Below are 23,906 nucleotides of genomic sequence, written 5' to 3'. Positions count from 1 at the left end.
GGCGGGTGCGCAGCCGTCCGGCCGGGCCAAGAATCGGCCGGAACCCTGGACGCGGCAACGAAACCGCGTGATCAGGCCGGTGTGACGTCGAGGGGAAGGTGCCGGACGCTGACGATCACCTGCGGGTTCTGGAACTCGACCTGGTCGTCGGTGGCCACCGCCATGTCCCGGTAACGGTCGAAGAGGACCTCGAACGCGATCCGGCCCTCCAGCCTCGCCAGCGGAGCGCCGAAACAGAAGTGGATTCCGTGCCCGAACGTCAAGTGCGGGTTGGGGTTCCGTGCGACGTCGAACTCGTTCGGGCGGTCGAAGAACGCCGGGTCGCGGTTGGCCGCGGCCAGGTCGGCCATCACGATCGAGTTCTCCGGGATCGTGTGGCCGCCCAGCTCGACCGGCTTCGTCGTCCGGCGGCCCAGCTCGGGGAACGGCGGCAGCATCCGGAGCACCTCCTCCAGCGCGGCGGGCAAGCCGGCCGGGGAGGACCGCAAAGCGGCCGCCGCGAGTGGGTTCCGGTCGAACGTGACGACGGCGTTGCCGAGCAACGCCGTCGTCGTGATGTGGCCGGCTATCAGCAGCAGCGCCACGAACCCGACGATCTCCTGGTCCTCGAGCCGCTCGCCGTTGAACTCCGCCTCCACCAGCCTGCTGGTCAGCCCGGGCCCGGGGTGGGCGCGGTGGTGCCGGATGTGGTCGAGGATGTAGGCGTTCATCTCGCGGATGGTCGGCGCGATGGCGTCCAGCGCGCGCTGGATGTCCGCCATGTCGGCCGACTCCCCCAGCTGGTCGCCGCTGAAGAGCACCTGCGCCCAGCGGGTGAACAGCGGGCGATCCGCGACCGGGACGCCGAGCAGCTCGGCGATCACGATGATCGGCAGCGGGTAGGCCAGCGCGTCGACGATGTCGACGCGGGAAGCGCCGCCGGCCTCGTCGAGCAGTTCGCCGGCGATGGCCCGGATGCGGGGTTCGAGCCCGGCGACCACGCGCGGGGTGAACGCCTGGCTGACCAGGGTGCGCAGCTTGCGGTGGTCGGGCGGGTCCATTCCGACGAAGTTGCCCTTGCGGAACGTTTCGAAGTCCTCCTGGACCGGGGTGAGCCCGCTGAAGTCCGACGAGAACGTGGCCGGGTCGGACAGCACCCGCGAGACGGCCGGGTGGTCGAGCACCCGCCACGTCCCCGCCTCTTCGTCGTGGTGCACCGGCCCGCCGCGCTCGCGCAGCTCGGCGGACCGGGCCAGCAGGTCTTCGAAGGCGAACGCGACGGCGGGTTCCTGCGTGGTCATGGCTGGGTCTCCTCGGTCTTCGTCGGGACGGGCTCGGCGGTGGTGATGCGGGGGAACCGGCGCAGGGTGGGGCTGAAGGTGACGACGAGGGTGATCAGCGCGATACCCGCGGCGCACAGCAGGACGGCGTCCGTGCCGGGGAAGGCCTGCACCACCAGGCCACCGAAGGCGGGCCCGGTCGCCGCGGACACCCCGCCGATCACGGCCATCACGCTGGTCAGCCGTCCGCGCAGCCGGTCGGGGGTGAGCAGCAGCTGGTAGGTCCCGATCGTCGTGTTGGCGGTCGGCGGGAGCAGGGCCATGGCGACGAACAGCGCCCCCAGCAGGTAGCCGTCGTGGATGACGGCGGCGACCGGGGTCAGCAGCGTGAGCACCCAGAACACGCTCATGATCGACACGTACGGGCTGAGCCGCCGCTGCAGGTACGGCGCGATGAGCGAGCCCACCACCCCGCCGACGCCGAGCATCGCGGCCATCACGCCGATCTCGCCCGAGGTGACGCCCCGGTCCTTGGCCAGGACGATGATGACGATGTAGTACGCGCTGAAGAAGAAGTTCAGGCTCACCGCGCACGCCACGGTGACGCGCACGTGCCGTTCGCTCCACACCCAGCGCAGTCCCTCGGCCATCTCCCGGCCGAGGTGCCCGCCGTCAGTGGCCGCGGCCTCGCGCCGCGGCGCCCGGACGAAACACAGGGCCACCAGCGAAACCAGGTGGGCGAGCACGTCGAACGCGAACGGGACGGCCCGCCCGAGGCCGTAGAGGAACCCGCCGACCGCGGTGCCCGAGAGCTGGCCGAGCGCGCCGCGCGCGGAGTTCATCGCCACGGCGGTGGGCAGCTGGGCCGCCGGCACGACCCCCGCCAGCATCGCGCCTTCGGCCGGCCCGAACAGCGACCGGCAGCAGCCCATGACCGCGGCGACCGCGATCAGGTGCGGGATGCTCACGACGTCCCACCAGATCGCCGCCACCAGGCTCGCCGCCGCCAGCGCGTATACCGCTTCGCAGACGAGCAGGATCTTCTTGCGGTCCCAGCGGTCCGCCAGCGCGCCGGCGGGCAGCCCGGCGACCAGCTGGGCCATCGCGTCGACGCCCAGCACCAGCCCGGACAGCGCCGGCGAGCCGGTCACCGCCAGCACCAGCAGCGGCAACGCGATCATCGACGCGCTGAACCCGGCTTCCGACAGGGCCTGGCTGCCCCAGAGCAGCCGGTAGTTCCGGTTCCGGGAAAGCCGCGTGGTCACCGCCGCTCCCTCCGACTGTCGGCGGCGATCCGCCTCAGCGCGGCGGCGAAGTCACCCGCCACGGCTTCGACGGTCGCCCGGTCGTGCCGATCGGGTTGGTGGATCAGGGAAAACACCAGCTCGCCGTCCTGGACCGCGCCGACCAGGTCGAGCAGGTACGGGCGGTGCTCGGCCGGGTCGTGGTCGAGACCGAGCGATCCGTGGGCCGCCGCGTAGAGGCTTTCGGACGTCGCCGCCGCCCCGGGATCGTCCCACTGGCCGAGGTAGTTGAACGAGATCTGCGGCTGCGGCCCGGTTTCGGCGAGCTTCGCCCGGACGTCCGGGCTGCCGAGGTGGCGGAGCGCGCCGTAGCCGAACCCGTTGCCCGGCACGGCCCGCAGCTGCTTGCGGACCGACTTGACCAGCGTCCGCCAGTCCGGGTCAGCCGTGCCGCCTGCGTCGTCGATCGAGAGCGCCACCGGGTAGAGGGTGGTGAACCAGCCGACGGTCCGGTTGAGGTCGACGCCGTCGAGGACGTCTTCCCGGCCGTGCCCTTCCAGCGCGATCGACACGTCCGGGCGCCCGGTCCACCGGGCCAGCGCCCACGCCAGGGCGGCGAGCAGGACGTCGTTGACACGCGTGCGGTACGCCGACGGCGCCGAGCGCAGCAGGGCGTTGGTGTCCTCGGCGTCGAGCACCACGGTGACCTCCGCCGTGCCGGTGCCCGTGCCGTCGTGATCCACCGGCAGCTCGCCCGAGGCGGGCAGGCCGGTCCAGTACGCCACTTCGTCGTCGAACCCGCCGGCGCGGACGTGGTCGCGGAGCTGGTTTGCCCAGTCCCGGAACGACGTCGTGCGCGGGCCGAGGTCGATCGGGGTCTGCCGCGCGGCCTGCCGGTACGCGATATCGAGGTCGTCGAGCAGGATGCGCCAGGAGACGGCGTCGACCACGACGTGGTGCGCGGCCAGGAACAGCCGTGGCCGCCACTGTGATTCGGCGGTGACGAGGACGGCGGCCAGCAGCGGGCCCCGGGTGAGGTCGAACCCGGCGTGGACGTCGTCGGCGATCCGCTGCAGCGCCGCTGCCCGGTCTGCCTCGGGCACCGCGGTCAGGTCTTCGTGGCGCAGCCCGGGCACCGGCTCGACGTCGGCGTTGTGCTGTTGCCAGCCCTCGCCGGTGCGGGTGAACCGCATGCGCAGGGCGTCGTGGTGGGTCCAGACCGCGGCCAGTGCCCGCCTGAGCGCGCCGGCGTCGAAGCCGTCGGCGAGCTCGAGGAGCATCGACTGGTTGAAGTGGTGCGGGTTCACGGTGTGGATCCCGAAGAACCAGTCCTGGATCGGGGTCAGCGGCACGGGCCCGACGACCGGCCCGTCCGCCTCGGCCGCTTCGGAGACCGCGCCGGTCCGGGGCGCGAGGACGGCGATGGTCTGGTGCAGGAACATGTCCTTTGTGGACAGTTGCAGCCCGGCCTGCCGGGCCCGGGACACGACCTGCATGCTGAGGATGGAATCGCCGCCCAGCTCGAAGAAGTTGTCCTCGGTGCCGACCCGGTCCAGGCCGAGGACCTGGGCCCAGATGTCGCAGAGCACCCGTTCGGCCGGGGTGACCGGCTCGACGTGGCGGGTGGCGGGCTCGGCCGCGGCGGCGACCGCGGGCAGGGCGCGGCGGTCGACCTTGCCGCTCGGGCCGAGCGGCAGCGCGGGCAGTTCCAGGAACGCCGAGGGCACCAGGTGCCCAGGCAGCGACCGGCCCAGGAACTCGCGCAGGTCCGCGGCGCCGACCGGGCCGGCCCCCGGTTCGGTGACGAAACAGGCGACCAGGCGTTTGTGGCCGGAATCGTCCTGCTGGACGGCGGCGACGGCGGCGGTCACCCGGGGGTGCCGGGTCAGCGCCGCCTCCACCTCTCCGAGCTCGATCCGGAAGCCGCGCACCTTGACCTGGTCGTCGGCCCGGCCGGTGAACTCCAGGTGCCCGGACGCGGTCCAGCGGACGACGTCGCCGGTGCGGTACATCCGCTCGCCGGGCGCGCCGAAGGGGTTGGCGGTGAACCGGTCGGCGGTCAGGCCCGGGCGGTCGAGGTAGCCGCGGGCGAGGCTCGGCCCGGCGACGTAGAGCTCGCCCGCCACGCCGACGGGCACCGGCGCGAGCGCGGCGTCGAGCACGTAGACGCGGGTGTTCGGGATCGGACGGCCGATGGGCGGCGGCGTCCCGGGAACGAGCGGCTCGCTCCAGGTCGCGACGACCGTCGATTCGGTGGGGCCGTAGGCGTTGATCATCCGGCGGCCCGGTGCCCAGCGGTCCACCAGCTCCGGCGAGCAGGCGTCACCGCCGACGACGAGGGTGCGCAGGTCGGGCAGGTCGGTCGCCGGGACGGTGGTCAGCGCGGCCGGCGGGATCAGGGTGTGGGTGATCCGGTGGGCGGCGAGGAACTCGGCGAGGGGTTCGCCCAGCAGCGGTTCGGGCGGGACGACGACGAGTGCGGCGCCGAAGGGCAGTGCCAGGCACAGTTCCAGTACCGCGGCGTCGAAGCTCGGCGAGGAGTAGGCCAGGACGCGGTCGCCTTCGGTGACGCGGAAGTGTTCGGCTTCTGCCGCGGCGAAGCCGGCCAGGCCGGCGTGCGTGACGACCACGCCCTTCGGGCGGCCGGTCGAGCCGGACGTGTAGATGACGTAGGCGGGGTGCTCCGGGCGGACCGGGACCGCCTCGGCAGGCTCGGTGTCGAACAATCCCGGATCGTCCAGCGAGACCACCGGCACTCCCTCGGGTACCGGCGGTGCCAGGCCTTCCATCGTCAGGACCAGCGCCGGACGGGCATCGGCGAGCATGAACGTGATGCGCTCGATCGGGTAAGTCGGGTCGACCGGCAGGAACGCTCCGCCCGCCTTCCACACCGCCAGCTGCGCGACGATGATCTCCACCGATCGTGGCAGCGCGAGCGCCACGATCCGTTCCGGGCCGATGCCGTGCCCGGCCAGCACTCTGGCCAGCCGGGCCGCGCGGGCGTCCAGCTCGGCGTACGTGAGTGACTCATCCGAGACAAGAGCAACAGCGTCCGGCGTCCGCCGGGCCCGGGCCGCGATCAGCTCGGGCAACGTACGCGGGTCCACCGGGCGGGCCGTGTCGTTCCACGCACCCAGGACCAGGTCGCGTTCGGCCGCCCCGATCAGGGGGAGCCGGGCCAGTGGCCGGTCCGGGTCCTCGGCGACGCCCGCCAGCAGGACACCCAAATGCGCGGCCAGCCGGTCGATCGTGGCGGCGTCGAACAGGTCCGTGTTGTACGTCAGTGCCGCGCGCAGCACTTCGCCGTCCGGCTGGAATTCGAGCGTCAGGTCGAAGTTCGCCGCGGTCGCGGGCTGCGCGATCTCCTCGGTCTCGACGCCCGGCAGCCGGGTCGCTTCCCGCGGGCTGTTCTGCAGCACCACCATCACCTGGAACAGCGGGGTGCGGCTGGGGTCACGGCCCGGCTGCACCGCGTCGACGACCCGGTCGAACGGCAGGTCCTGGTGGTCGAACGCCTCGCGGACCCCCGCGGCGACGTCGTCGAGGAACGCCGTGAACGCCAGGTCCGGGCGGACCCGCGAACGCAGCACCAGGGTGTTGACGAAGAACCCGACGAGCCCCTCCAGCTCGGGCCGTTCGCGGCCGGAGGTGACCGTGCCGACCGCGACGTCGTCCTGGCCGGCCCAGCGGCCGAACAGCACCTGGCAAGCGGCGACGAGGGTGGTGAACAACGTCGTCTCGCGCTGCCGGCTCACCTGCTCGAGCCGGGCCGTCACCGCCGCCGGGACGACGATCTCGCACGTCGCGCCGCGCGTCGTGCGCACCGGCGGGCGCGGCCGGTCGGTGGGCAGCTGCAGCGGGGTCAGGTCGCGCAGGCGCTCGGTCCAGTAGGCGACCTGCCCGGACAGGACCCGCTCGGCGAGCCGGCCGCGTTGCCAGGCCGCGAAGTCCGCGTACTGCACCGGCAGCGGCGGCAGGTCCGCCGGTTCGCCGTGCAGCGCGGCCGCGTAGAACGCGCCGACCTCTTCGGCGATGAGCCCGTTCGACCAGCCGTCGGTGACGATGTGGTGCACGGCGACGGTGAGCACGTGTTCCCGCGGCGCGAGCCGGATCAGCTTCGCCCGCAGCAACGGCCCTTCGCTCAGGTCGAAGGGCTGTTCGCCGTCGGCGCGCAGGATCTCCGCGAGCTCCTCCTCCCGGGCGTCGACGACCGGCAGCGGCACCGGAGACGGCGGGTGCACGATCTGGACGCCGTGGCCGTCGGCCGAGCCGAACGTCGTGCGCAGCGGCTCGTGCCGGGCGACCAGCGCGGTGAACGCCCCGGCCAGCGCGTCGACGTCCAGTTCGCCGCGCAGGCGCACGGCCGAGCTGGTGACGTACTCGGTGCCGCCCGGCTCGAACTCGTCGAGGAACCACAGGCGCTGCTGGGCGAAGGACTGCGGCAGCTCGCCGTCGCGGGACACGACGGGAATCGGGTCCTTGGCGGTGGCCCCCACGGTTTCGATCGCGGCGGCGAGCCGCGACACCGTCGGGTGCGCGAACACCGCGCGCGGCGACAGCGACACACCGCATTCGGCCAGCAGCCGGGAAACCAGCCGGATGCTGAGGATCGAATCGCCGCCGAGTTCGAAGAAGTTGTCCTTCGCGCCGACCCGCTCGATCCCGAGCAGCCGCTGCCAGATCCCGGCGACGGCGCGCTGGGTCGCCGTGGCCGGCTCGACGTAGGGCCGCCCGGACGTCAGCGGGCCGTCCGGGACGGGCAGGGCGCGGCGGTCGACCTTTCCGTTGCGGTTCAACGGCAAGGCAGCCAGCACCATGACCACGGCGGGGACCATGTACTCGGGCAGCGCCGCGGCGGCGTGCGCGCGCAGCTCGTCGGGATCCGAGGCACGCTCGAGGACGACGTGGGCGATCAGCCGCCGTGTGCCGGCGGAGTCCGCGTGGACGGTCGCGACCGCCTGCGCGACCGCCGGGTGGGTGGCCAGCACGGCTTCGACCTCGGCCGGCTCGATGCGGAAGCCGCGCAGCTTGACCTGGTCGTCGGACCGGCCGAGGAACACGAGTTCGCCGTCGGGTCCGCGCCGGACGACGTCGCCGGTGCGGTACATCCGCTCCCCCGGCGCGCCGAACGGGTCGGGGACGAACCGCTCGGCCGTCAGGCCGGGACGGCCGAGGTAGCCGCGCGCCAGGCCGGCTCCGGCCAGGCACAGTTCACCGGGTGCGCCGGCAGGCAGCGGCCGCGATTCGGCGTCCAGCACGTACGCGCGCATGCCGTCGAGCGGACGGCCGATCGGCACCGGCTCGGGCACACCCGCCTCGCCGGTCATCCGGAAGGAGGTGGCGAAGGTGGTGGTTTCCGTCGGGCCGTAACCGTCGACGACGACCAGGCCGGGGCACGCGGCCTGGACCGCCCGCACCACGGCGGGCGGGACGACGTCGCCGCCGGTCCACACCTCGCGCAGGCCACGGAGGCAGTCCGGGGCGTCCTGGGCGAGCAGCCGGAAGAGCCCGGCGGTCAGCCACGCCGACGTCACGTCGTGCTCGGAAACCGCGCGCCGCAACGACTCGACGGTCAGGTCGGGCCCGTCGGGCAGGACCGTCGCGCCGCCGGTGAGCAGCGGGACCCACAGCTCGTAGGTGGACGCGTCGAAGGCCAGCGGCGAGTGCGCGAGCACCCGGGTGTGGGCGCCGCCGGTGAACCGGCCGTCCTGGGCCAGCGCCGTGATGTCGCGGTGGCGCACCGCGACGCCCTTGGGCACTCCGGTGGAACCGGAGGTGTACATCACGTACGCGAGATTTTCCGGACTCACCGAACATTCCGGTGCGGCAGGCGATCGATGTTCGCCGACGGTCAGCGACGGTCCATTGTGGACGGCTTCGGCGGTGGTCACCCAGGTGTCGCCGGCCACCACGACCGGCACCCCGGCCTCCGCGAGCACGGCACGCAGCCGCTCGTGCGGCGCCCGGGTGTCCAGCGGCACGTAGGCCGCCCCGGCCTTGAGCACGGCGAGCTCGGCGACGACGTGCTCAACCGACGGTTCGAGCAGCAGCCCGACCCGGTCTTCGGCGGCGATGCCGAGCCCGGCCAGCCGCCCGGCCAGGTGGTTCGCCCGCTCGTCCAGCTCGAGATAGGTCAGGGTCCGGTCGCCGGCGAGCACGGCGGGGTCATCCGGACGGCGCCGCACCTGGTCGGCGAACAGTGCCGGCACCGTGGACGGTGTTCCGGCGGCACCCGGGCCGTGGGCGTCGGCGAGCACCTGGGCGCGTTCGGCGGCGGCGACCCACGGGACCCGCGCCAGCGGCCGTTCGGCGTCCGCGGTGACGCCGTCGAGCAGCGTAACCAGGCGGTCGGTCAGCGCGGTGATGGTACCGGGGTCGAACAGCGCCGGGTCGTAGGCGAGGTCGAGCGCGAGGCCGTCGTCCAGGGACGCCCGCAGGCACAGCGGGAAGTTCGTGGCGTCGGCCGAGGCGACTTCGGCGACCCGGGGCGCGCCCGCGGTGGCGGGTTCGCTGATCGGGTAGTTCTCGAAGACCACCATGCTGTCGAACAGGTTCTGGCCGGCGGGGACGTCGCTGAGCGGGCGCAGCCGGGCCAGTGACACGAAGTCGTGGTCTCGGGCCTCGCTCTGGGCCGCCTGCAGCTGCCCGAGCCACCGCGCCACCGGCTGGGTGCCGTCGACGCGGACGCGGGTGGGGATGGTGTTGATGAACAGGCCGATCATCGATTCGACGCCGGCCAGGTCGCCCGGGCGCCCGGAGACGGTGGTGCCGAAGACGACGTCACGGTCGCCGGAGACCAGCGCCAGTGCCAGCGCCCAGACGCCTTGCACGACGGTGTTGACGGTCAGGCCGTGGGTCCTCGCGAACTCCCGCAGCCGCAGCGTCGCGGCCGGGGGCAGCTCGGTCCGGACCGAATCGGTGGAGCGGGACTGGTGGGCCTCGGCCGGCGGGCGGTCGTAGGGCAACGTGGTCGGGGCGTCGAAGCCGGCCAGGGTGGTCCGCCAGAACCCGTCGGCCGCGGCCTGGTCGCGATCGGCGAGCCAGCCGAGGTAGTCCCGGTACGGGCGGCGGGCGACGAGGGCGGGCCGGACGCCGGCGGTCGCGGCCGCGTAGTGCTCGCAGGCCTCGGCGAAGATCTGCGCGGCACTCCAGCCGTCGAACAGGACGTGGTGGGAGGTCCACACCAGGTCGACTTCGTCGCCGGGCAGGGCGGCGATCGTCAGCCGGGTCAGCGGGGCCCGGGTCAGGTCGAACGGAACCGCGCGGTCGGCTTCCAAGACCTCCCGCAGGGCGGTTTCGCGGTCCGCCGGGCCGAGATCGCGCCAGTCGTGGTGGGCGACCGGCAGGGTCGCGGTGCGGTCCACCACCTGCACGGGCTCTTCGACACCGGTCCAGACGAGCCGGGTGCGCAGCACCGGGGTCCGGTCGACGACCCGCTGCCAGGCGGCGGCGAGCCCCGCGGGGTCGGCGACCCCGGCGAGCCGGATGCGGACCTGCTCGAAGTAGGCCGGGGAACCGTCGTCGACCAGGGTGTGGAACACCATCCCGGCCTGCAGCGGAGTCAGCGGGTAGACGTCCTCGACCGCGCGGCCGTCGCCGGCCACGGTGTCCAGCTCGGCCGGGCTCAGCCGGACCAGGGGGAAGTCCGACGGCGTGCGGCCGCCGGCGCCGGGGGTGGCGCAGTGCTCGGCGATTTCCCGCAGCGCCGTGACGACCTGCTCGGCGAGCCCGCGCACGGTGTCCTCGCGGTGCACGTCGGGCGCGTAGGTCCAGGCCAGTTCGAGCCGGCCGCCGTCGACGATGCCGACGACGTCGAGCAGCGCGGTGCGCGGCCGCTCGGGGTCGATGTCGTCGCCGAGGTCGCCGCCCCAGCCGCGGTACAGCCCGGCGTCGTCGCCGCCGGCGGTCCATTGCCCGTGGTAGTTCAGGGAGATCTGCGGCACCGGACCGTCGCGCAGGGGCGAGTCCGGGGTCAGCCGGCGCAGCGCGCCGTAGCCGAGGCCCTTGCCGGGCACGGCCCGCAGCTGTTCCTTGACCGCTTTCAGCGTCGGTCCCCAGCCGCCGTCGGCCGGGAGGGTGAGCGCGACCGGGAACTCGGCGGTGAACCAGCCGGCCGTGCGGGAGAGGTCGAGGTCGTCGAAGATCTCTTCGCGTCCGTGTCCTTCCAGGGAGACCAGGACGCGCTCGCGGCCGGTCCAGCGGGCCAGCACCCGGCCGAGCGCGCTGAGCAGGACGTCGTTGATCTGCGTGCGGTAGACCTCGGGGACCTGGTGCAGCAGGGCGTCGGTCGTTTCGGCGTCCAGGCGGACGGTGACCGTGCGGGCGCGGCCGGCGGTGTTCTCCCCCGCCGCGTCCACGGGCAGATCCGGGACGACGCCGTCGAGCGCTTCCGTCCAGTACGGCAGTTCGGCGTCGAACGCGTGCCCGGCAAGGCGGTCCGCCCAGCGGAGGTAGCTGACCGGCGCCGGGCCGAGGTCGACCGGCCGGCCGGAAACCACCTGGCGGTAGGCGGTTTCCAGGTCGTCGAACAGGATCCGCCACGACACGCCGTCGACCACCAGGTGGTGGACGACCAGCAGCAGCCGCGGCGGCCGCCCGGGAGCCGTGATCAGCACGGCCGCGGCGAGCGGGCCGCCCTCGACCCGCAAGGTGGCACGGGCTTCGGCCGCGACCACGCTGGTGTCCACATCGGACACCTGCCGGAGCGCCGGGATTTCCGCGTCGGGCCGGAACTCCTGGCGCCACCCGTCGCCGGTGCGGGTGAACCGGGTGCGCAGGGCGTCGTGGCGGGCCAGTACCGCGTTCAGTGCGGTTTCGAGCGCGGAAATCGAGACGTCCGGGTCGAGTTCGGCGAGCGTGGACATCGTGAAGTGGTCGTGGTGGCCGGTTTCGAAGAACCACCGCTGGATCGGCGTGAGCGGCGCCGAGCCGGTGAACCCGGCTACGGGCTCGGCGGCTGCCTCGGCACCGGCGACCAAGGCCAGTTCGGCGATGCTCTGGTGGCGGAAGACGTCACGGGAGGTCAGGCGCAGGCCGTGCCGCCGGGCCCGGGAGACGACCTGGATGCTGAGGATCGAATCCCCGCCGAGGGCGAAGAAGTTGTCGTCCACCCCCGGGTCCGGGACGCCGAGGACTTCGGCCCAGATCTCCGCGAGCAGCCGTTCGGTGTCCGTGCGCGGCGCGGTCCGCCCCTCGGCCGGGGCGGGTCGGACGGCGGGCGCGGGCAGTGCGCGGCGGTCGACCTTTCCGCTGGTCGCCAGCGGCAGCCGCTCGAGCGGGACGAACACCGACGGCACGAGGTGGTCGGGCAGAGTCGCCTTCAGGGCGGTCCGCAGCTGCGCCGCGTCCGCCGGAGACCCGGCAACGGGGACGACGTAGGCGACCAGCCGGGCGTGGCCGTCGTCGTGGCGCGCGACGACCACCGCGTCGGCGACCTCGGGCAGCGCACGCAGCGCCGCCTCGACCTCGCCGGGCTCGATCCGGAAGCCGCGGATCTTGACCTGGTCGTCGACGCGGCCGAGGTACTCCAGGTGGCCCTCGGCGGTCCAGCGGACGCGGTCGCCGGTGGCGTACATCCGGCTGCCGGGCGGCCCGAAGGGGTTGGCGCGGAAGCGATCCGCCGTCAGCCCGGGCCGGTTGAGGTAGCCGCGGGCAAGCTGGACGCCGGCCAGGTGCAGTTCCCCGGGCACGCCGATCGGCGCCGGGCGCAGCCGGTCGTCGAGGACGTAGGTGCGCACGTTCCCGATCGGGCGGCCGATCACCTCGCGCGCGGTTTCGCCGATCCGGCAGAGGGTCGCGTCGACTGTGCACTCGGTCGGGCCGTAGAGGTTGAACGCGGTGACGCCGTCGACGTCGCTCAGGTCGCGCCACAGCGCTTCGCCGACGGCTTCTCCGCCGACCAGCAGCACCGAGGGCCGGTGTTCCCCGAACCCCGCGTCCAGCAGGTGCCGGACGAACGACGGCGTCGAGTTGACCAGATCGATCCGGTGCTCGGCGACATACCCGGCGAGCAGGGCTGGGTCGAGCCGCGTGTCGCCGTCGATCATGTGCAGTTCGTGCCCGGCCGTGAGCATCAGCAGCACGGCTTCCCAGGACGCGTCGAAGGAGAACGCGGCGGTCAGCGCCACCCGCAGCCGGTCCTTCCCGGCCGCGGCGGTGAACTGGCCAGCGTGGTCGACGGCGAAATTGGCCAGGGCGCGGTGGCCGACGAGTACGCCCTTCGGCGTTCCGGTGGAGCCGGAGGTGTAGATCGCGTAGGCGGCGTGGTCCGGGGTGAGCGGCGCCAGCCGGTCTGCGTCGGTGAGGTTCGTGTCCGTTTCCTCCGCGGCGACCGGCTCGGTGAGGACCAGTACAGGCCGCGCGTCCGCCAGCAGCGCCTCCCGGCGCCGGGCGGGCAGCTCGGGATCCAGCGGCAGGTGGACCGCACCGGCCTTGAGGACGGCGAGGATCGTGACCACGAGTTCCGCGGACCGGGGCAGCGCGACGGCGACGAGCCGTTCGGGCCCGGCACCTCCGGCGACGAGGACGCGCGCGATCCGGTTGGCCCGCGTGTTCAGCTCGGCGAAGGTCACCGTCGTGGCGCCGCAGACCAGCGCGGTCGCGTGCGGGGTCCGGGCGGCCTGGGCCTCGAACAGCTCGACGACGGTGGTGTCCGGCACCGGCCGGTCGGTCGCGTTCCACGTCTCGACGACGAGGTCGTGTTCGGTCGCGGGCAGCAGCGGCAGCGCGTCGACGGGCCGGTCGGGTTCGGCGACGACGGCGGTGAGCAGGACCGTGAGGTGCTCGGCGAACCGCCGCATCGTCGCCGCGTCGAACAGGTCGGTGTCGTAGTTGAGCAACCCCCGCAGCCCGTCCGGGCGCTCCTCGAACTCGACACTCAGGTCGAACCCGGCGGTGGTCATCGGCAGGGCCAGCTCGCTCGCCGTGAGCCCGGCGAGGGCGGGCAGGCGGTTCCCGGCGTTCTGCAGGGTCACCAGGACCTCGAACAGCGGGGTGCGGCTGGGGTCGCGGTCAGGGCTCAGCTCGTCGACGATGCGCTCGAACGGCACCTCCTGGTGGGCGAAGGCGTCGAGGACCGTCCGGCGGACGGCGCCGAGCAGCTCGCCGAAGCCCTGCCGTCCGTCCACAGGGGACCGGAGCACGACGGTGTTGACGAAGAGGCCGACGAGGTCCTGGACACCCGCGTGGTCCCGGCCGGACGTGATCGTCCCGACGGCGACGTCGTCCTGGCCGGCCCAGCGCCGCAGCACCAGCTGGCAGGCCGCGACGAGCGCCGTGAACAAGGTCGTGTCGCGGTCGCGGCTCAGCCGGCGCAGCCCGGCGAGGGCGTCGGCGCCGAGAGCGAACTCGTGTTCGGCGCCGTTCGACGTCCGGGTGGCCGGCCGCGGGCGGTCGGTCGGCAGGTCGAGCGGGCGCAGGCCCGCCAGCTCTTGCCGCCAGAAGCCGAGCTGCTCGGCCAGGAAGTCGCCGGTGAGACGGGTGCGCTGCCACGCGGCGAAGTCCACGTACTGGATCGGCAGCGCGGGCAGTTCGGCTCGCTCGTCACCGTAGAGGGTGGCCAGTTCGCCGGCGAGGACGCCCATCGACCAGCCATCGGTGATGATGTGGTGCAGGGACAGCACGAGCGCGTGGTCGTCGGCGGCCAGCCGGACGAGCCGGGCCCGCAGCAGCGGGCCGCGCGCCAGGTCGAACGGCCGGGCGAGGTCCTCGGCCAGCAGCCGCTGGAGGTCGGTCGCTTCCGTGACCGGCAGCGCGAGCTGCCACGGCTCCCCCACGACCTGGCGGGGCCGTCCGTCGACGGACGGGAACGTGGTGCGCAGCGACTCGTGCCGGGCGATCAGCGTGGTGAGCGCCCGGGAGAGGGCGTCGAGCCGCAGGTCTCCGCGCAGCCGCACGCCGAAGACCGTGACGTGGTCGGTGCTGCCGGGGGCGAATTCGTCGAGGAACCACAGACGCTGCTGGGCGAAGGACAGCGGCAGCTCGCCGTCTCGGTCCACCGGGGTGATCGCCGCGGTCAGCGGGGTCGCGGACGCGGTGGGCAGCGCGGCCGCCAGGCCGGCCACCGTCGGGTGGTCGAACACCGTCCGCGGCGACACTTCGACGCCGAAGGCCTCGCGCAGCGCGGAGGTGAACCGGATGCTGAGGATGGAATCCCCGCCCAGCTCGAAGAAGTGGCCCTCGGCCCCGACCCGCTCCAGGCCGAGCGTGGTGGCCAGGACCGCCGCGACCGTGCGTTCGGTTTCCGTGCGGGGTTCGACGAACGCGGTGTCCGCCGGGGCGGCCGCGTCAGGCGCGGGCAACGCACGCTGGTCGAGCTTTCCGTTGCGTGTCAACGGCAGTTCGTCGAGGGTGACGAACGCCGAGGGCACCATGTAGTCCGGCAGCGACCGGCCCAGGTGCTCGCGCAGCCGGGCCGCGCTCGGCGGCGCGTCCGGGGTCGCGGCGACGACGTAGGCGACGAGCCGCTTGCGGCCGGGTTCGTCCTCACGGGCCAGCACCGCCGCCGAACGGACCTCCGGCAGGGCGAGCAGGGTGGCTTCGATCTCGCCCGGTTCGATGCGGAAGCCGCGGATCTTGACTTGGTGGTCGGCGCGGCCGTGGTAGCGCAGGGCGCCGTCGCGGGTGCGGGACACCCGGTCGCCGGAGCGGTACATGCGGGAGCCGGGCGTGCCGAACGGGTCGGCGACGAACCGGGCGGCGGTCAGTCCCGGCCGGCCGAGGTAGCCGCGGGCCAGGCCGTCACCGGCCACGTAAAGCTCACCCGGCACCCCGGGCGGGACGGGGTTCAGGTCGGCGTCGAGGACGTGACCGCGCAGGTCGGGCAGGACGGTGCCGACGAGCCCTGGAGTGTCCACTGTGTCCCTGTCGGACACGAGGTCGTGGTGGGTGACGTGCACGGTGGTTTCGGTGATGCCGTACATGTTGACCAGCCGCGGGGCCTGGTCGCCGCGACGCCGGAACCAGCCGGCCAGCCGGCGCGTGTCGAGTGCCTCGCCGCCGAAGACCACGTACCGCAGGGCAAGCCGGGTGCCGGGATTGTCTTCGTCGGCCCGGACGAGCTGGTAGAACGCCGACGGCGTCTGGTTGAGCACGGTGACGCCTTCGCCGGCGAGCAGGCGCAGGAACTCCCGCGGCGAGCGGGACACGGCGTGCGGCACGACGACGAGCCGGCCGCCGTGCAGCAGCGGGCCCCAGATCTCCCAGACGGAAAAGTCGAACGCGTAGGAGTGGAACAGCGTCCAGACGTCGTCGCGGCCGAAGCCGAACCGAGCGGTCGCGGCGAACAGGCGGGTGACGTTGCGGTGCGGGATCACCACGCCCTTGGGCAGCCCGGTCGAGCCGGAGGTGTAGATGACGTAGGCGGGGTGGTCCGGGGTGCAGCGCGGCGGCGGGTCGGTTTCGGGACCCGATTCCCCGGCGACGTCTTCGGGCGTGAGGACGGCGACGGGATCGGTGTCGGCGAACATCCGGTCGACGCGTTCGGCCGGCGTGGCCGGGTCGATCGGCAGGTAGGCGGCCCCGGCCTTGAGCACGGCCAGGATCGCGACGACCTGCTCCGGCGAGCGCGGCAGGCGCAGCGCGACGAACCGTTCGGGGCCGGCGCCGAGCGCGATCAGCCGGTGCGCGAGCCGGTTGGCCCGCGCATTGAGCTCGGCGTAGGTCAGGGAGGTGCCGTCGGCGGTGAGCGCGACCGCGTCCGGGTGCGCCGTGACCTGGGCGGCGAACAGTTCGGTGATGGTCGGCGCGGGCAGCGGCACGGGCTGGTCCGCGACCAGCTGTGCGCGGTCGTCGGCCGACAGCCAGGGCAGCTTGGCGATCGGGCGGTCCGGGTTCTCGGCGATCCCGAGCAGCAGCGTCTCCAGCCGGGCGGCCAGCGCGGTGGCGGTGCTGTCGTCGAACAGGTCCGGGTCGGTGCCCAGCTCGAAGCCGAGGCGCCGGTCGACGTAGGCGCGCAAGGTGACCGGGAACGTCGTGGCGTCGAGGGCGGTGACTTCCCGCAGGGAGACACCCGCCCGGGCGGCGGCGTTCTCGTCGAAGGGGTAGTTCTCGAACGCGACCATGCTGTCGAACAGGTTCTCCCCCGACGGGACGTCGCTGAGGGCACGCAGCCGCCCGAGGGCGAGGAAGTCGTACCGCCGCGCCTGGTTCTGTTCGTCCTGCAGCCGCCGCAGCCACGCCAGCACCGGCTCGCCGCTGTCGATCCGCGTCCGCGTCGGGACGGTGTTGATGAACATCCCGATCATGTTCTCCACGCCCGGCAGGTCGTCGGGACGGCCGGAGACGGTGGTGCCGAACACGACGTCGGGCTCGCCGCTGGAGTGGGCCAGCAGCAGCGCCCACGCGCCTTGGACGAGCGTGTTGACGGTCAGGCTGTGGCGCCGGGCCACCGCCCGCAACCGGTCCGTGTCCTCGGTGGACAGTGCGACCCGGACGGACCGCGACGAGCGCGTCCGGTGCGCCTGGGCCGGGGGCCGGTCCCACGGCAGCGGGGTCGGGGCGGCGAACCCGGACAGCACCGCGCGCCAATGGTCTTCGGCCGCTGCGCTGTCCTGCGCGGCCAGCCAGCCGAGGTAGTCGCGGAACGGCCGGTGGGCCGGCACCCGCGGCACCCGGTGCTCGGTGATCGCGGCGTACTGCTCGCACACCTCGGTGAAGATCTGGGCCAGGCTCCAGCCGTCGAGCACGATGTGGTGGGACGTCCACATCAGCAGCACGCGGTCGTGGGTCAGCGCGATGACGGCGAGCCGCATCAGCGGCGCGGTGGTGAGATCAAGCCCGGCGGCGGCGTCCTCGGCCGAGAGCCGCTCCAGCTGGGCGGTCTGCTCGGCCTCGGACAAGCCGCGCCAGTCGTGGCGGGTGATGGGCACGACCGCGCGGTGCCGCACCACCTGCAGGGGTTCTTCGACGCCGTCCCAGACGAGCTGGGTGCGCAGGACCGGTGTCCGGTCGGCGACCTGCTGCCAGGCGAGCGCGAACGCGTCGGGGTCCCGAACCCCGTCCAGGAGCATCCGGGCCTGGTCGACGTAGGCGTCGGCCGTGGGGTCCAGGAGGCTGTGGAACAGCATGCCCGCCTGCAGCGGGGTCAGCGGGTAGACGTCGTCGACGTCGCGGCCGTCGCCAATGATCCTGTCCACAGTGGACTGTCCGAGGCGGGCCAACGGGAAGTCGGACGGCGTGCGGCCGCCGCTGCCGGGAAGCGCGCAGTGCGCGACGATCTCCCGCAGTCCTGTCACCATCGCCTCGGCCAGGTCCCGGACCGTCCCGTCGTCGTAGACCTGGTCCGAATAGGACCACGTCACCGCGAGCTCGCCGGACTCGACGACGCCGGTGACGTCCAGCTGGTAGGTGCTCGCCTCGCCGGGGGCGATGTCCGGGCCCGCGCTGTCGTGCCGGCCGCGGAACAGGCCGCCGGCACCGGCCTGGGCGTCCCAGCGGCCGTGGTAGTTGAAGCAGATCTGCGGCAGCGGGAACGCCTGCAGGGCGTGGCCCGGAGCGCCGGGCTCGCCGAGGTACCGCAGGGCCTCGTAGCTCAGGCCCCGGCGCGGGACGGCCCGCAGCTGTTCCTTGACCGCCTTGAGGGTCGCGCCCCACTCCCCCGACGGCGGCAGGTCGAGCGCCACCGGGAACTGCGTGGTGAACCAGCCGGCCGTGCGGGAGAGGTCGACGCCGTCGAAGACGTCCTCCCGGCCGTGCCCCTCCAGCGCGATCAGGACGCCGTCCTGCCGCGTGCGGTTCGCCAGTGCCCGCCCGAGCGCGCTCAGCAGCACGTCGTTGACCTGGGTCCGGTAGGTCGCGGGCACCTTGTGCAGCAACGCGTCGGTGTCCTCGGCGCCGAGGGACACGGTCAGCGTCCGGGTGGAGCCGGTGGTGCCCGCGCCGGCGTGGTCGGCCGCCAGCGCCGGCGGGACCCGGCGGGCCACGCGCGTCCAGTGCTCGATGTCGTCGTCGAACCCGCCGGCACGGACGTGCTCCTCCAGCAGGTGCGCCCACTGGGTGAACGGTGTGCCCGTGGCCGCGAGCCGGACCGGGGTCCCGGCGACGACCTGCTGGTAGGCGGTTTCGAGGTCGCCGAGCAGCAGCCGCAGCGAAACGCCGTCGGCCACGAGGTGGTGCACGGCCAGGAACAGCAGCGGCGGCCGGGTGCCGCGCAGGAGCAGCGCCGCGCCGGCGAGTTCGCCGGTGGTGACTTCCAGCCCGGCGCGCACCTGCGCGGCGGCGGCCTCGATGCCGGCGCGCTGCCCGGCGTCACCGAACGAGGACAGGTCCCGGATCCGCAGGATCCCGGTCGGCGCGGCCGGCGTGACTTCCTGCCGCCACCGGCCGTCGACGGTGAAGAACCGGGTCCGCAGTGCCTCGTGGTGGGCGACGACGGCGTCGAGGGCGGTCCGCAGTGCCTGCTGGTCGACGTCGGCGGGCAGTTCCAGCAGCTGCGACATCGTGAAGTGAGCCAGCGGCCCGTGGGTGGCGAAGAACCAGTGCTGGATCGGGGTGAGGGGCGCCGGGCCGGTGACCGGTCCCGCCGCCGGGGCGTGGACGGCGGCGGTCTGCACCGCGGTCGCGAGCCCGGCGATGGTCTGGTGCAGGAAGATGTCGCGTGAGGTGAGCCGCAGGCCTGCCTGGCGGGCCTGGGCGACCACCTGGATGCTGAGGATCGAGTCGCCGCCGAGGCCGAAGAAGTTGTCCTCGACGCCGATGCGGTCGTTGCCGAGCACCTCGGACCAGATCGCCACCAGCTGGTGCTCGACGGCGGTCCGCGCGGGCACGTAGGCCTGGCCGTCCGCCGGCGCGTCGGGTGCCGGGAGCGCCCGGCGGTCGACTTTTCCTTGCGGCGTCAGCGGGACGGCGTCGATCGGGACGAAGGCCGACGGCACCAGGTAGTCGGGCAGCGTGGCCCGCAGGGCGGCGCGCAGCTCGTCGGCCGTGGGTGGCACCGGGTCGGCGCCGACGACGTAGGCGACCAGCCGGGCGTGCCCGCCGTCCGGACGGTTGGCGACCACGACGGCCGCGGTGACCTCGGGCAGGCGGACCAGTGCGGCCTCGACCTCGCCCGGCTCGACGCGGAAGCCGCGGATCTTCACCTGGTCGTCGAGCCGGCCCAGGTACTCCAGCTGCCCGTCGGCCGTCCAGCGCACCCGGTCGCCGGTGCGGTACATCCGCTCGCCCGGCTCGCCGAACGGGTTCGCGACGAAGCTGCCGGCGGTCCGGCCCGGCCGGCCGAGGTAGCCGCGCGCGAGCTGCGCTCCGGCCAGGCAGAGCTCACCGGGCACGCCGGCGGGCACCGGCCGCAGGTCCTGGTCGACGACGTAGGCGCGGGTGTTGGCGAGTGGACGGCCCAGCACCGGACGGGCCGTTTCGCCGACCCGGCCCGAAACAGCGTCCACTGTGTACTCGGTGGGGCCGTAGAAGTTGTGCGCCACGGTGACTTCGGCGCCGGCGAGTTCGTGCCAGAGCGTGTCGTCCAGTGCTTCGCCGCCGAGCATGAGGATCTTCGGGCGGTGCCGCGGATCGGTCAGCAGCCCGGCGGGGATCAGCCGGCGCAGGTAGGTCGGGGTGAGGTCGAGGAAGTCGATCCGGTGCTCGGCGATGTGGTCGACGAGGGCGTGGGCGTCGAGCCGGACGTCGTCGCCGATCAGGTGCAGCTCGTGGCCGTCGGCCATCAGCAGCGGGCCTTCGAGGGACGTGTCGAACGACAGTGTCGCGGTCAGCGCGACCCGCAACCGCCGCCCCGGCGCGGCGAAGTCGTTGCGGTGGTTGAACAACAGATTCGTCAGATTGCGGTACGGGACGGCCACACCTTTCGGACGCCCCGTCGACCCGGAGGTGTAAATGACATAGGCCGTATTGTCCGGCCGAAGTGGCGCAACGCGGTCCGCGTCGGTGAGATCCGCGGCCGAGTATTCCCCCAGCGCGGCAACGATTTCCGGGGTGTCGAGGAGCACACTGGCCCCGGCGTCCCGTAACAGCAGATCCTTCCGGTCGGCGGGCAGCGCGGGATCGATCGGCAGGTACACCGCACCGGCCTTCAGCACGGCCAGGAAGGCGATGATCGCCTCCGCCGTACGCGGGAGCGCGAGCGCCACGACCCGTTCCGGACCGGCGCCCAGCGAGACGAGGTGCCGGGCCAGCCGGTTGGCGAGCGCGTTCAGCTCGGCGAAGCTCAGCGCGATGTCCCCGGCGACGAGCGCGGTCTCGTCCGGGCTGCGCTGGGCCTGCGACTCGAACAGCTCGGTGAGGGTGGTCGCGGGCACGTCCAGCTCGGGACCGTGCCCTTCGGTGAGCAGCCGGTGCCGCTCGGCCCCGGTCAGCAGCGGCAGCTCGCCGATCGGGCGGTGCGCGCCGTCGGCGATCGCGGTGAGCAGCACGGTGAGGTGCTCGCCCAGTGCGACGGCGGTCCGCTCGTCGAACAGGTCGGTGTTGTATTCGAGCGATCCTTCGAGCGCGTCGGTGGACGGCTGGAACTCGACGGTCAGGTCGAAGTTGGCCGCGCGGCGGGCCACCTCGACCGGCTCGGCCGTGAGCCCGGCGAAGTCCGGCTGCCCGCCCGGGCTCCCGTGCAGCAGCACCATCGTGTCGAACAACGGGGTGCGGCTGGGATCACGGTCGAGGCGCAGTGCTTCGACGAGCTTCTCGAACGGCGCTTCGGCGTGCTCGAAGGATTCGAGCACCGTCGTGCGGACGGCGTCGAGGAACGTCCCGAACGGCGTGGTACGGTCCACAGTGGACCGGATGACCACGGTGTCGACGAAGAAGCCGACCGTGCGCTGCAGTTCCGGCCGGTTCCGGCCGGAAACCACGGTACCCACCGCGATGTCGGTGCGGCCGGTGTAGCGGGCGAGCAGCACCTGGCAGGCGGCGACCAGCACGGTGTAGAGCGTGGTGTCGTGAAGGCGGGCCAGCTCGGCGAGCCCCGACGCGACCTCGGCCGGGACGCTGAAGCGGTGCACCGCACCGGCCGTCGTGCGCACGGCGGGCCGCGGCCGGTCGGACGGCAGGTCCAGGGGTTCGACGCCGGCCAGCTGGGTGGTCCAGTAGGCGAGGTGCCGGTCGAGAGCGGGCCCGGCGAGCCGGTTCCGCTGCCACACGGCGAAATCGGCGTACTGGACCGCCGGTTCGGGCAGCTCCGCGGGCTCGCCGCGGACGGCGGCCGCGTACAGCGTGCCGAGCTCGCCGACCAGGATGCCCATGGACTCGCCGTCGGTGACGACGTGGTGGGCGGTGATCAGCAGGACGTGGTGCTCCTCGGCGACCCGCACCAGCAGCAGCCGCACCAGCGGACCGCGGCGCAGGTCGAACGACCGGCCGTACTCGGTCTCCAGCACCTCGTCCAGATCGGCGGGCCGCAGTGCCGGGTCGGTGGTCAGGTCGACCGTCCGCACCGGGATCTCCGGAGCCGCGTGGACGACCTGGACGGGCGTGCCACCGGTGTCGTCGATCGTCGTGCGCAGGGATTCGTGCCGGGCCACCAATCGGGCCAGCGCGCCGGTCAGCGCGCCGGTGTCGAGCGGCCCGGTCAGCCGCAGCGCCACGGCGCTGTTGTACTCCGCGTCCCCCGGCCGGAACTCGTCGAGGAACCACAGGCGCCGCTGGGCGAACGACAGCGGCAGGGCGTGCTCGCGCGGCGCCTTGCCGATGACGTCGGTCCGCTCCGCCCGCCCGGCCAGCCGGCGCTTGAGCGTCTCCCGCAGCTCCGCGGGCAGCGCGTCGATGCGGCTCTTCCTCGAGGTGGTCATCGCTTCCGTTTCCTCACAACACGAGTCGGGGTGGTCCGGGGCAGGCGGAGATCAGGACGCCCGGCGGCGTCGCCGGGCGACGCGGCCCCCGGCCTGCATGGCGCTGACGGCCCCGGTGGCCGGGTCGGTCAGGAAGCGGCCGCCGATGATCCGGCGGCCGGTGCCGGGTTCGCGCACCGAGAACGACCCGTCGCGCAGCATCGCCAGCTCGGGGTAGACCTCGCCGTCGACCACGAGCACGGCGCCGCCGTCCGCGCGCACGTCGACCTGGTACTCCAGGTCGCCGTTGGTGTAGCGGCCCGACAGGTCGGCGGCCGGGCCGGCGGCCCGGCCGAGGCCGCTGGGCAGCTCGTAGTCGCCGACCGGCAGGCCGTCGGCGCGCAGGGCGGCGACCAGGTCCGTCCACAGCGCCGAGCCGGTGTTCGCGTTGGTGGTGAGCGCGACGACCCGGCCGTGGTCCGGGTCCACCCGCAGGTGGCACGAGGTGCCGTCGGCGGTGCCGTCGTGACCGGCCCAGTCGGCGTCGGCGCCCCGGTAGACCGCCAGGCCGAGACCCCAGCCGTCGGCCAGGCCGAACGGTTCCGCTCCCGGCACCGGACGGCGCATCAGCCCGAGCAGGTCCGCCGGCAGCGGGCCGTCCCCGCCGCAGAACATGAGCCCGAAGGCAGCGAGGTCTTCGGCGCTCAGCGCGAGCGCGCCGGCCGCGGCCTCGGCGGGGGTCAGGGTCTGCGCGACGGGCCGGGCTCGGCCGGTGGCGGCGTGCACGGCGTGCCCGCTGAGGTGGGCGCCGGCCCGGCGTCGCGTGCCCGGCTCGACGACGAACGCTGCGGCGATCCCGAGTTCGTCGAGCAGCAGCGTGTCCATCGCCTCCCACCAGCTCATCCCCGTGATGGCTTCGACCACGTACCCGGCGAGCACGTAGCCGGCGTTGGAATAGGAGAAGCCCTGTCCGGGCGGCTGGATGAGCCCGGCGTCGCGGCACGCCCGCAGGTACCGGCGGCCCGACCCGGCCCCGTCGGCAGCGGCCCCGAGCGCGGCGGGCAACCCGCCGGTGTGGCTCAGGACCTGCTCGACGGTGGGTCTGCCGACCTGCGGCCCGAGGCCGTCCAGGTGCTCGGAAAGGGGGTCGTCCGGGCTCAGGTCGCCGTCGGCGACGAGCAGCATCGCCAGCGCCGCGGTGAACGCCTTCGTGATGGAGCCGGCCGGGAACTTCGCTGTGACGCCGGCCCCGACGGCCACCGCGCTCGTCCGGTCGCCGTCGTGGACGACGAGCTGGGCGGCGGGCACGCCGTGCTTGTGACACAGGCCGGTGAGCAGCCGCTGCAGCCGCCCGTCGGCCGCGGACCGCGGGTCCCCGGCCGGAACCCGGAGAGTCTGGGAAAACGTCGAAGGAGAGGGCATGAAGGGGGACCTTCCGCGTCGATTCGGTGCGGGCCGGTTCGGTGGGAGCGGGACGTGCGGACGGCTCAGCCGTCGGCCGCCATCTGCCGCTGGAGACTGAGCGGCCGCATGTCGGTCCAGACCTCGTCGACGTGGTCCATGCACTCCTGGCGGCCGCCGCGGAACCCGTCGGCGCGCCAGCCCGCGGGGATCTCGTTCGCCACCGGCCACAGCGAGTACTGGCCTTCGTCGTTGACCAGTACCTGGAATTCGGCGTCTTCCGGCATGTGCTT

At 73.5% G+C, this 23,906-nt stretch carries 5 protein-coding genes; all 5 read right to left on the bottom strand.

All coding sequences use genetic code 11. The annotated features are described in order from the left end of the window. Window positions 1–71: 71 nt before the first annotated feature. The 5 genes from A3CE_RS0138275 to A3CE_RS0138255 all read right to left on the bottom strand — a co-directional run bounded on the left by A3CE_RS0138275 (window position 72) and on the right by A3CE_RS0138255 (window position 23,900). Complete coding sequence (locus A3CE_RS0138275) at window positions 72–1,280, bottom strand: cytochrome P450 (RefSeq protein ID WP_020645394.1); 1,209 nt, start codon at window positions 1,278–1,280, stop codon at window positions 72–74. Beyond that, window positions 1,277–2,524: an MFS transporter gene (locus tag A3CE_RS0138270; RefSeq protein WP_020645393.1), complete on the bottom strand. Its 1,248-nt coding sequence runs from the start codon at window positions 2,522–2,524 to the stop codon at window positions 1,277–1,279. Before A3CE_RS0138270 ends, A3CE_RS0138275 begins: the two co-directional genes overlap by 4 nt. Beyond that, entirely contained in the window at window positions 2,521–22,233 is a 19,713-nt protein-coding gene (locus tag A3CE_RS0138265) for a non-ribosomal peptide synthase/polyketide synthase (RefSeq protein ID WP_020645392.1), read from the bottom strand. The genes A3CE_RS0138270 and A3CE_RS0138265 overlap by 4 nt, the downstream gene beginning before the upstream one ends. Window positions 22,234–22,284: 51 nt before the next feature. Further along, on the bottom strand, window positions 22,285–23,634 hold the full coding sequence (locus A3CE_RS0138260; RefSeq protein WP_020645391.1) for a serine hydrolase domain-containing protein: 1,350 nt from the start codon (window positions 23,632–23,634) through the stop codon (window positions 22,285–22,287). Window positions 23,635–23,699: 65 nt separating this feature from the next. After that, on the bottom strand, window positions 23,700–23,900 hold the full coding sequence (locus A3CE_RS0138255) for an MbtH family protein (protein WP_020645390.1): 201 nt from the start codon (window positions 23,898–23,900) through the stop codon (window positions 23,700–23,702). Window positions 23,901–23,906: the final 6 nt, after the last annotated feature.

Source organism: Amycolatopsis balhimycina FH 1894 (assembly GCF_000384295.1).
In the GTDB taxonomy this organism is placed as follows: Bacteria; Actinomycetota; Actinomycetes; order Mycobacteriales; family Pseudonocardiaceae; genus Amycolatopsis; species Amycolatopsis balhimycina.
The sequence above is the reverse complement of the archived record's forward strand: the minus strand, read 5'-3'. Positions and strand labels throughout refer to the sequence as shown.

Excerpts from the sequence above, each read along its gene's own strand:
- A3CE_RS0138275 (WP_020645394.1), bottom strand. The coding sequence starts at position 1,280 with ATGACCACGCAGGAACCCGCCGTCGCGTTCGCCTTCGAAGACCTGCTG.
- A3CE_RS0138265 (WP_020645392.1), bottom strand. The coding sequence starts at position 22,233 with ATGACCACCTCGAGGAAGAGCCGCATCGACGCGCTGCCCGCGGAGCTG.
- A3CE_RS0138260 (WP_020645391.1), bottom strand. The coding sequence starts at position 23,634 with ATGCCCTCTCCTTCGACGTTTTCCCAGACTCTCCGGGTTCCGGCCGGG.
- A3CE_RS0138255 (WP_020645390.1), bottom strand. The coding sequence starts at position 23,900 with ATGCCGGAAGACGCCGAATTCCAGGTACTGGTCAACGACGAAGGCCAG.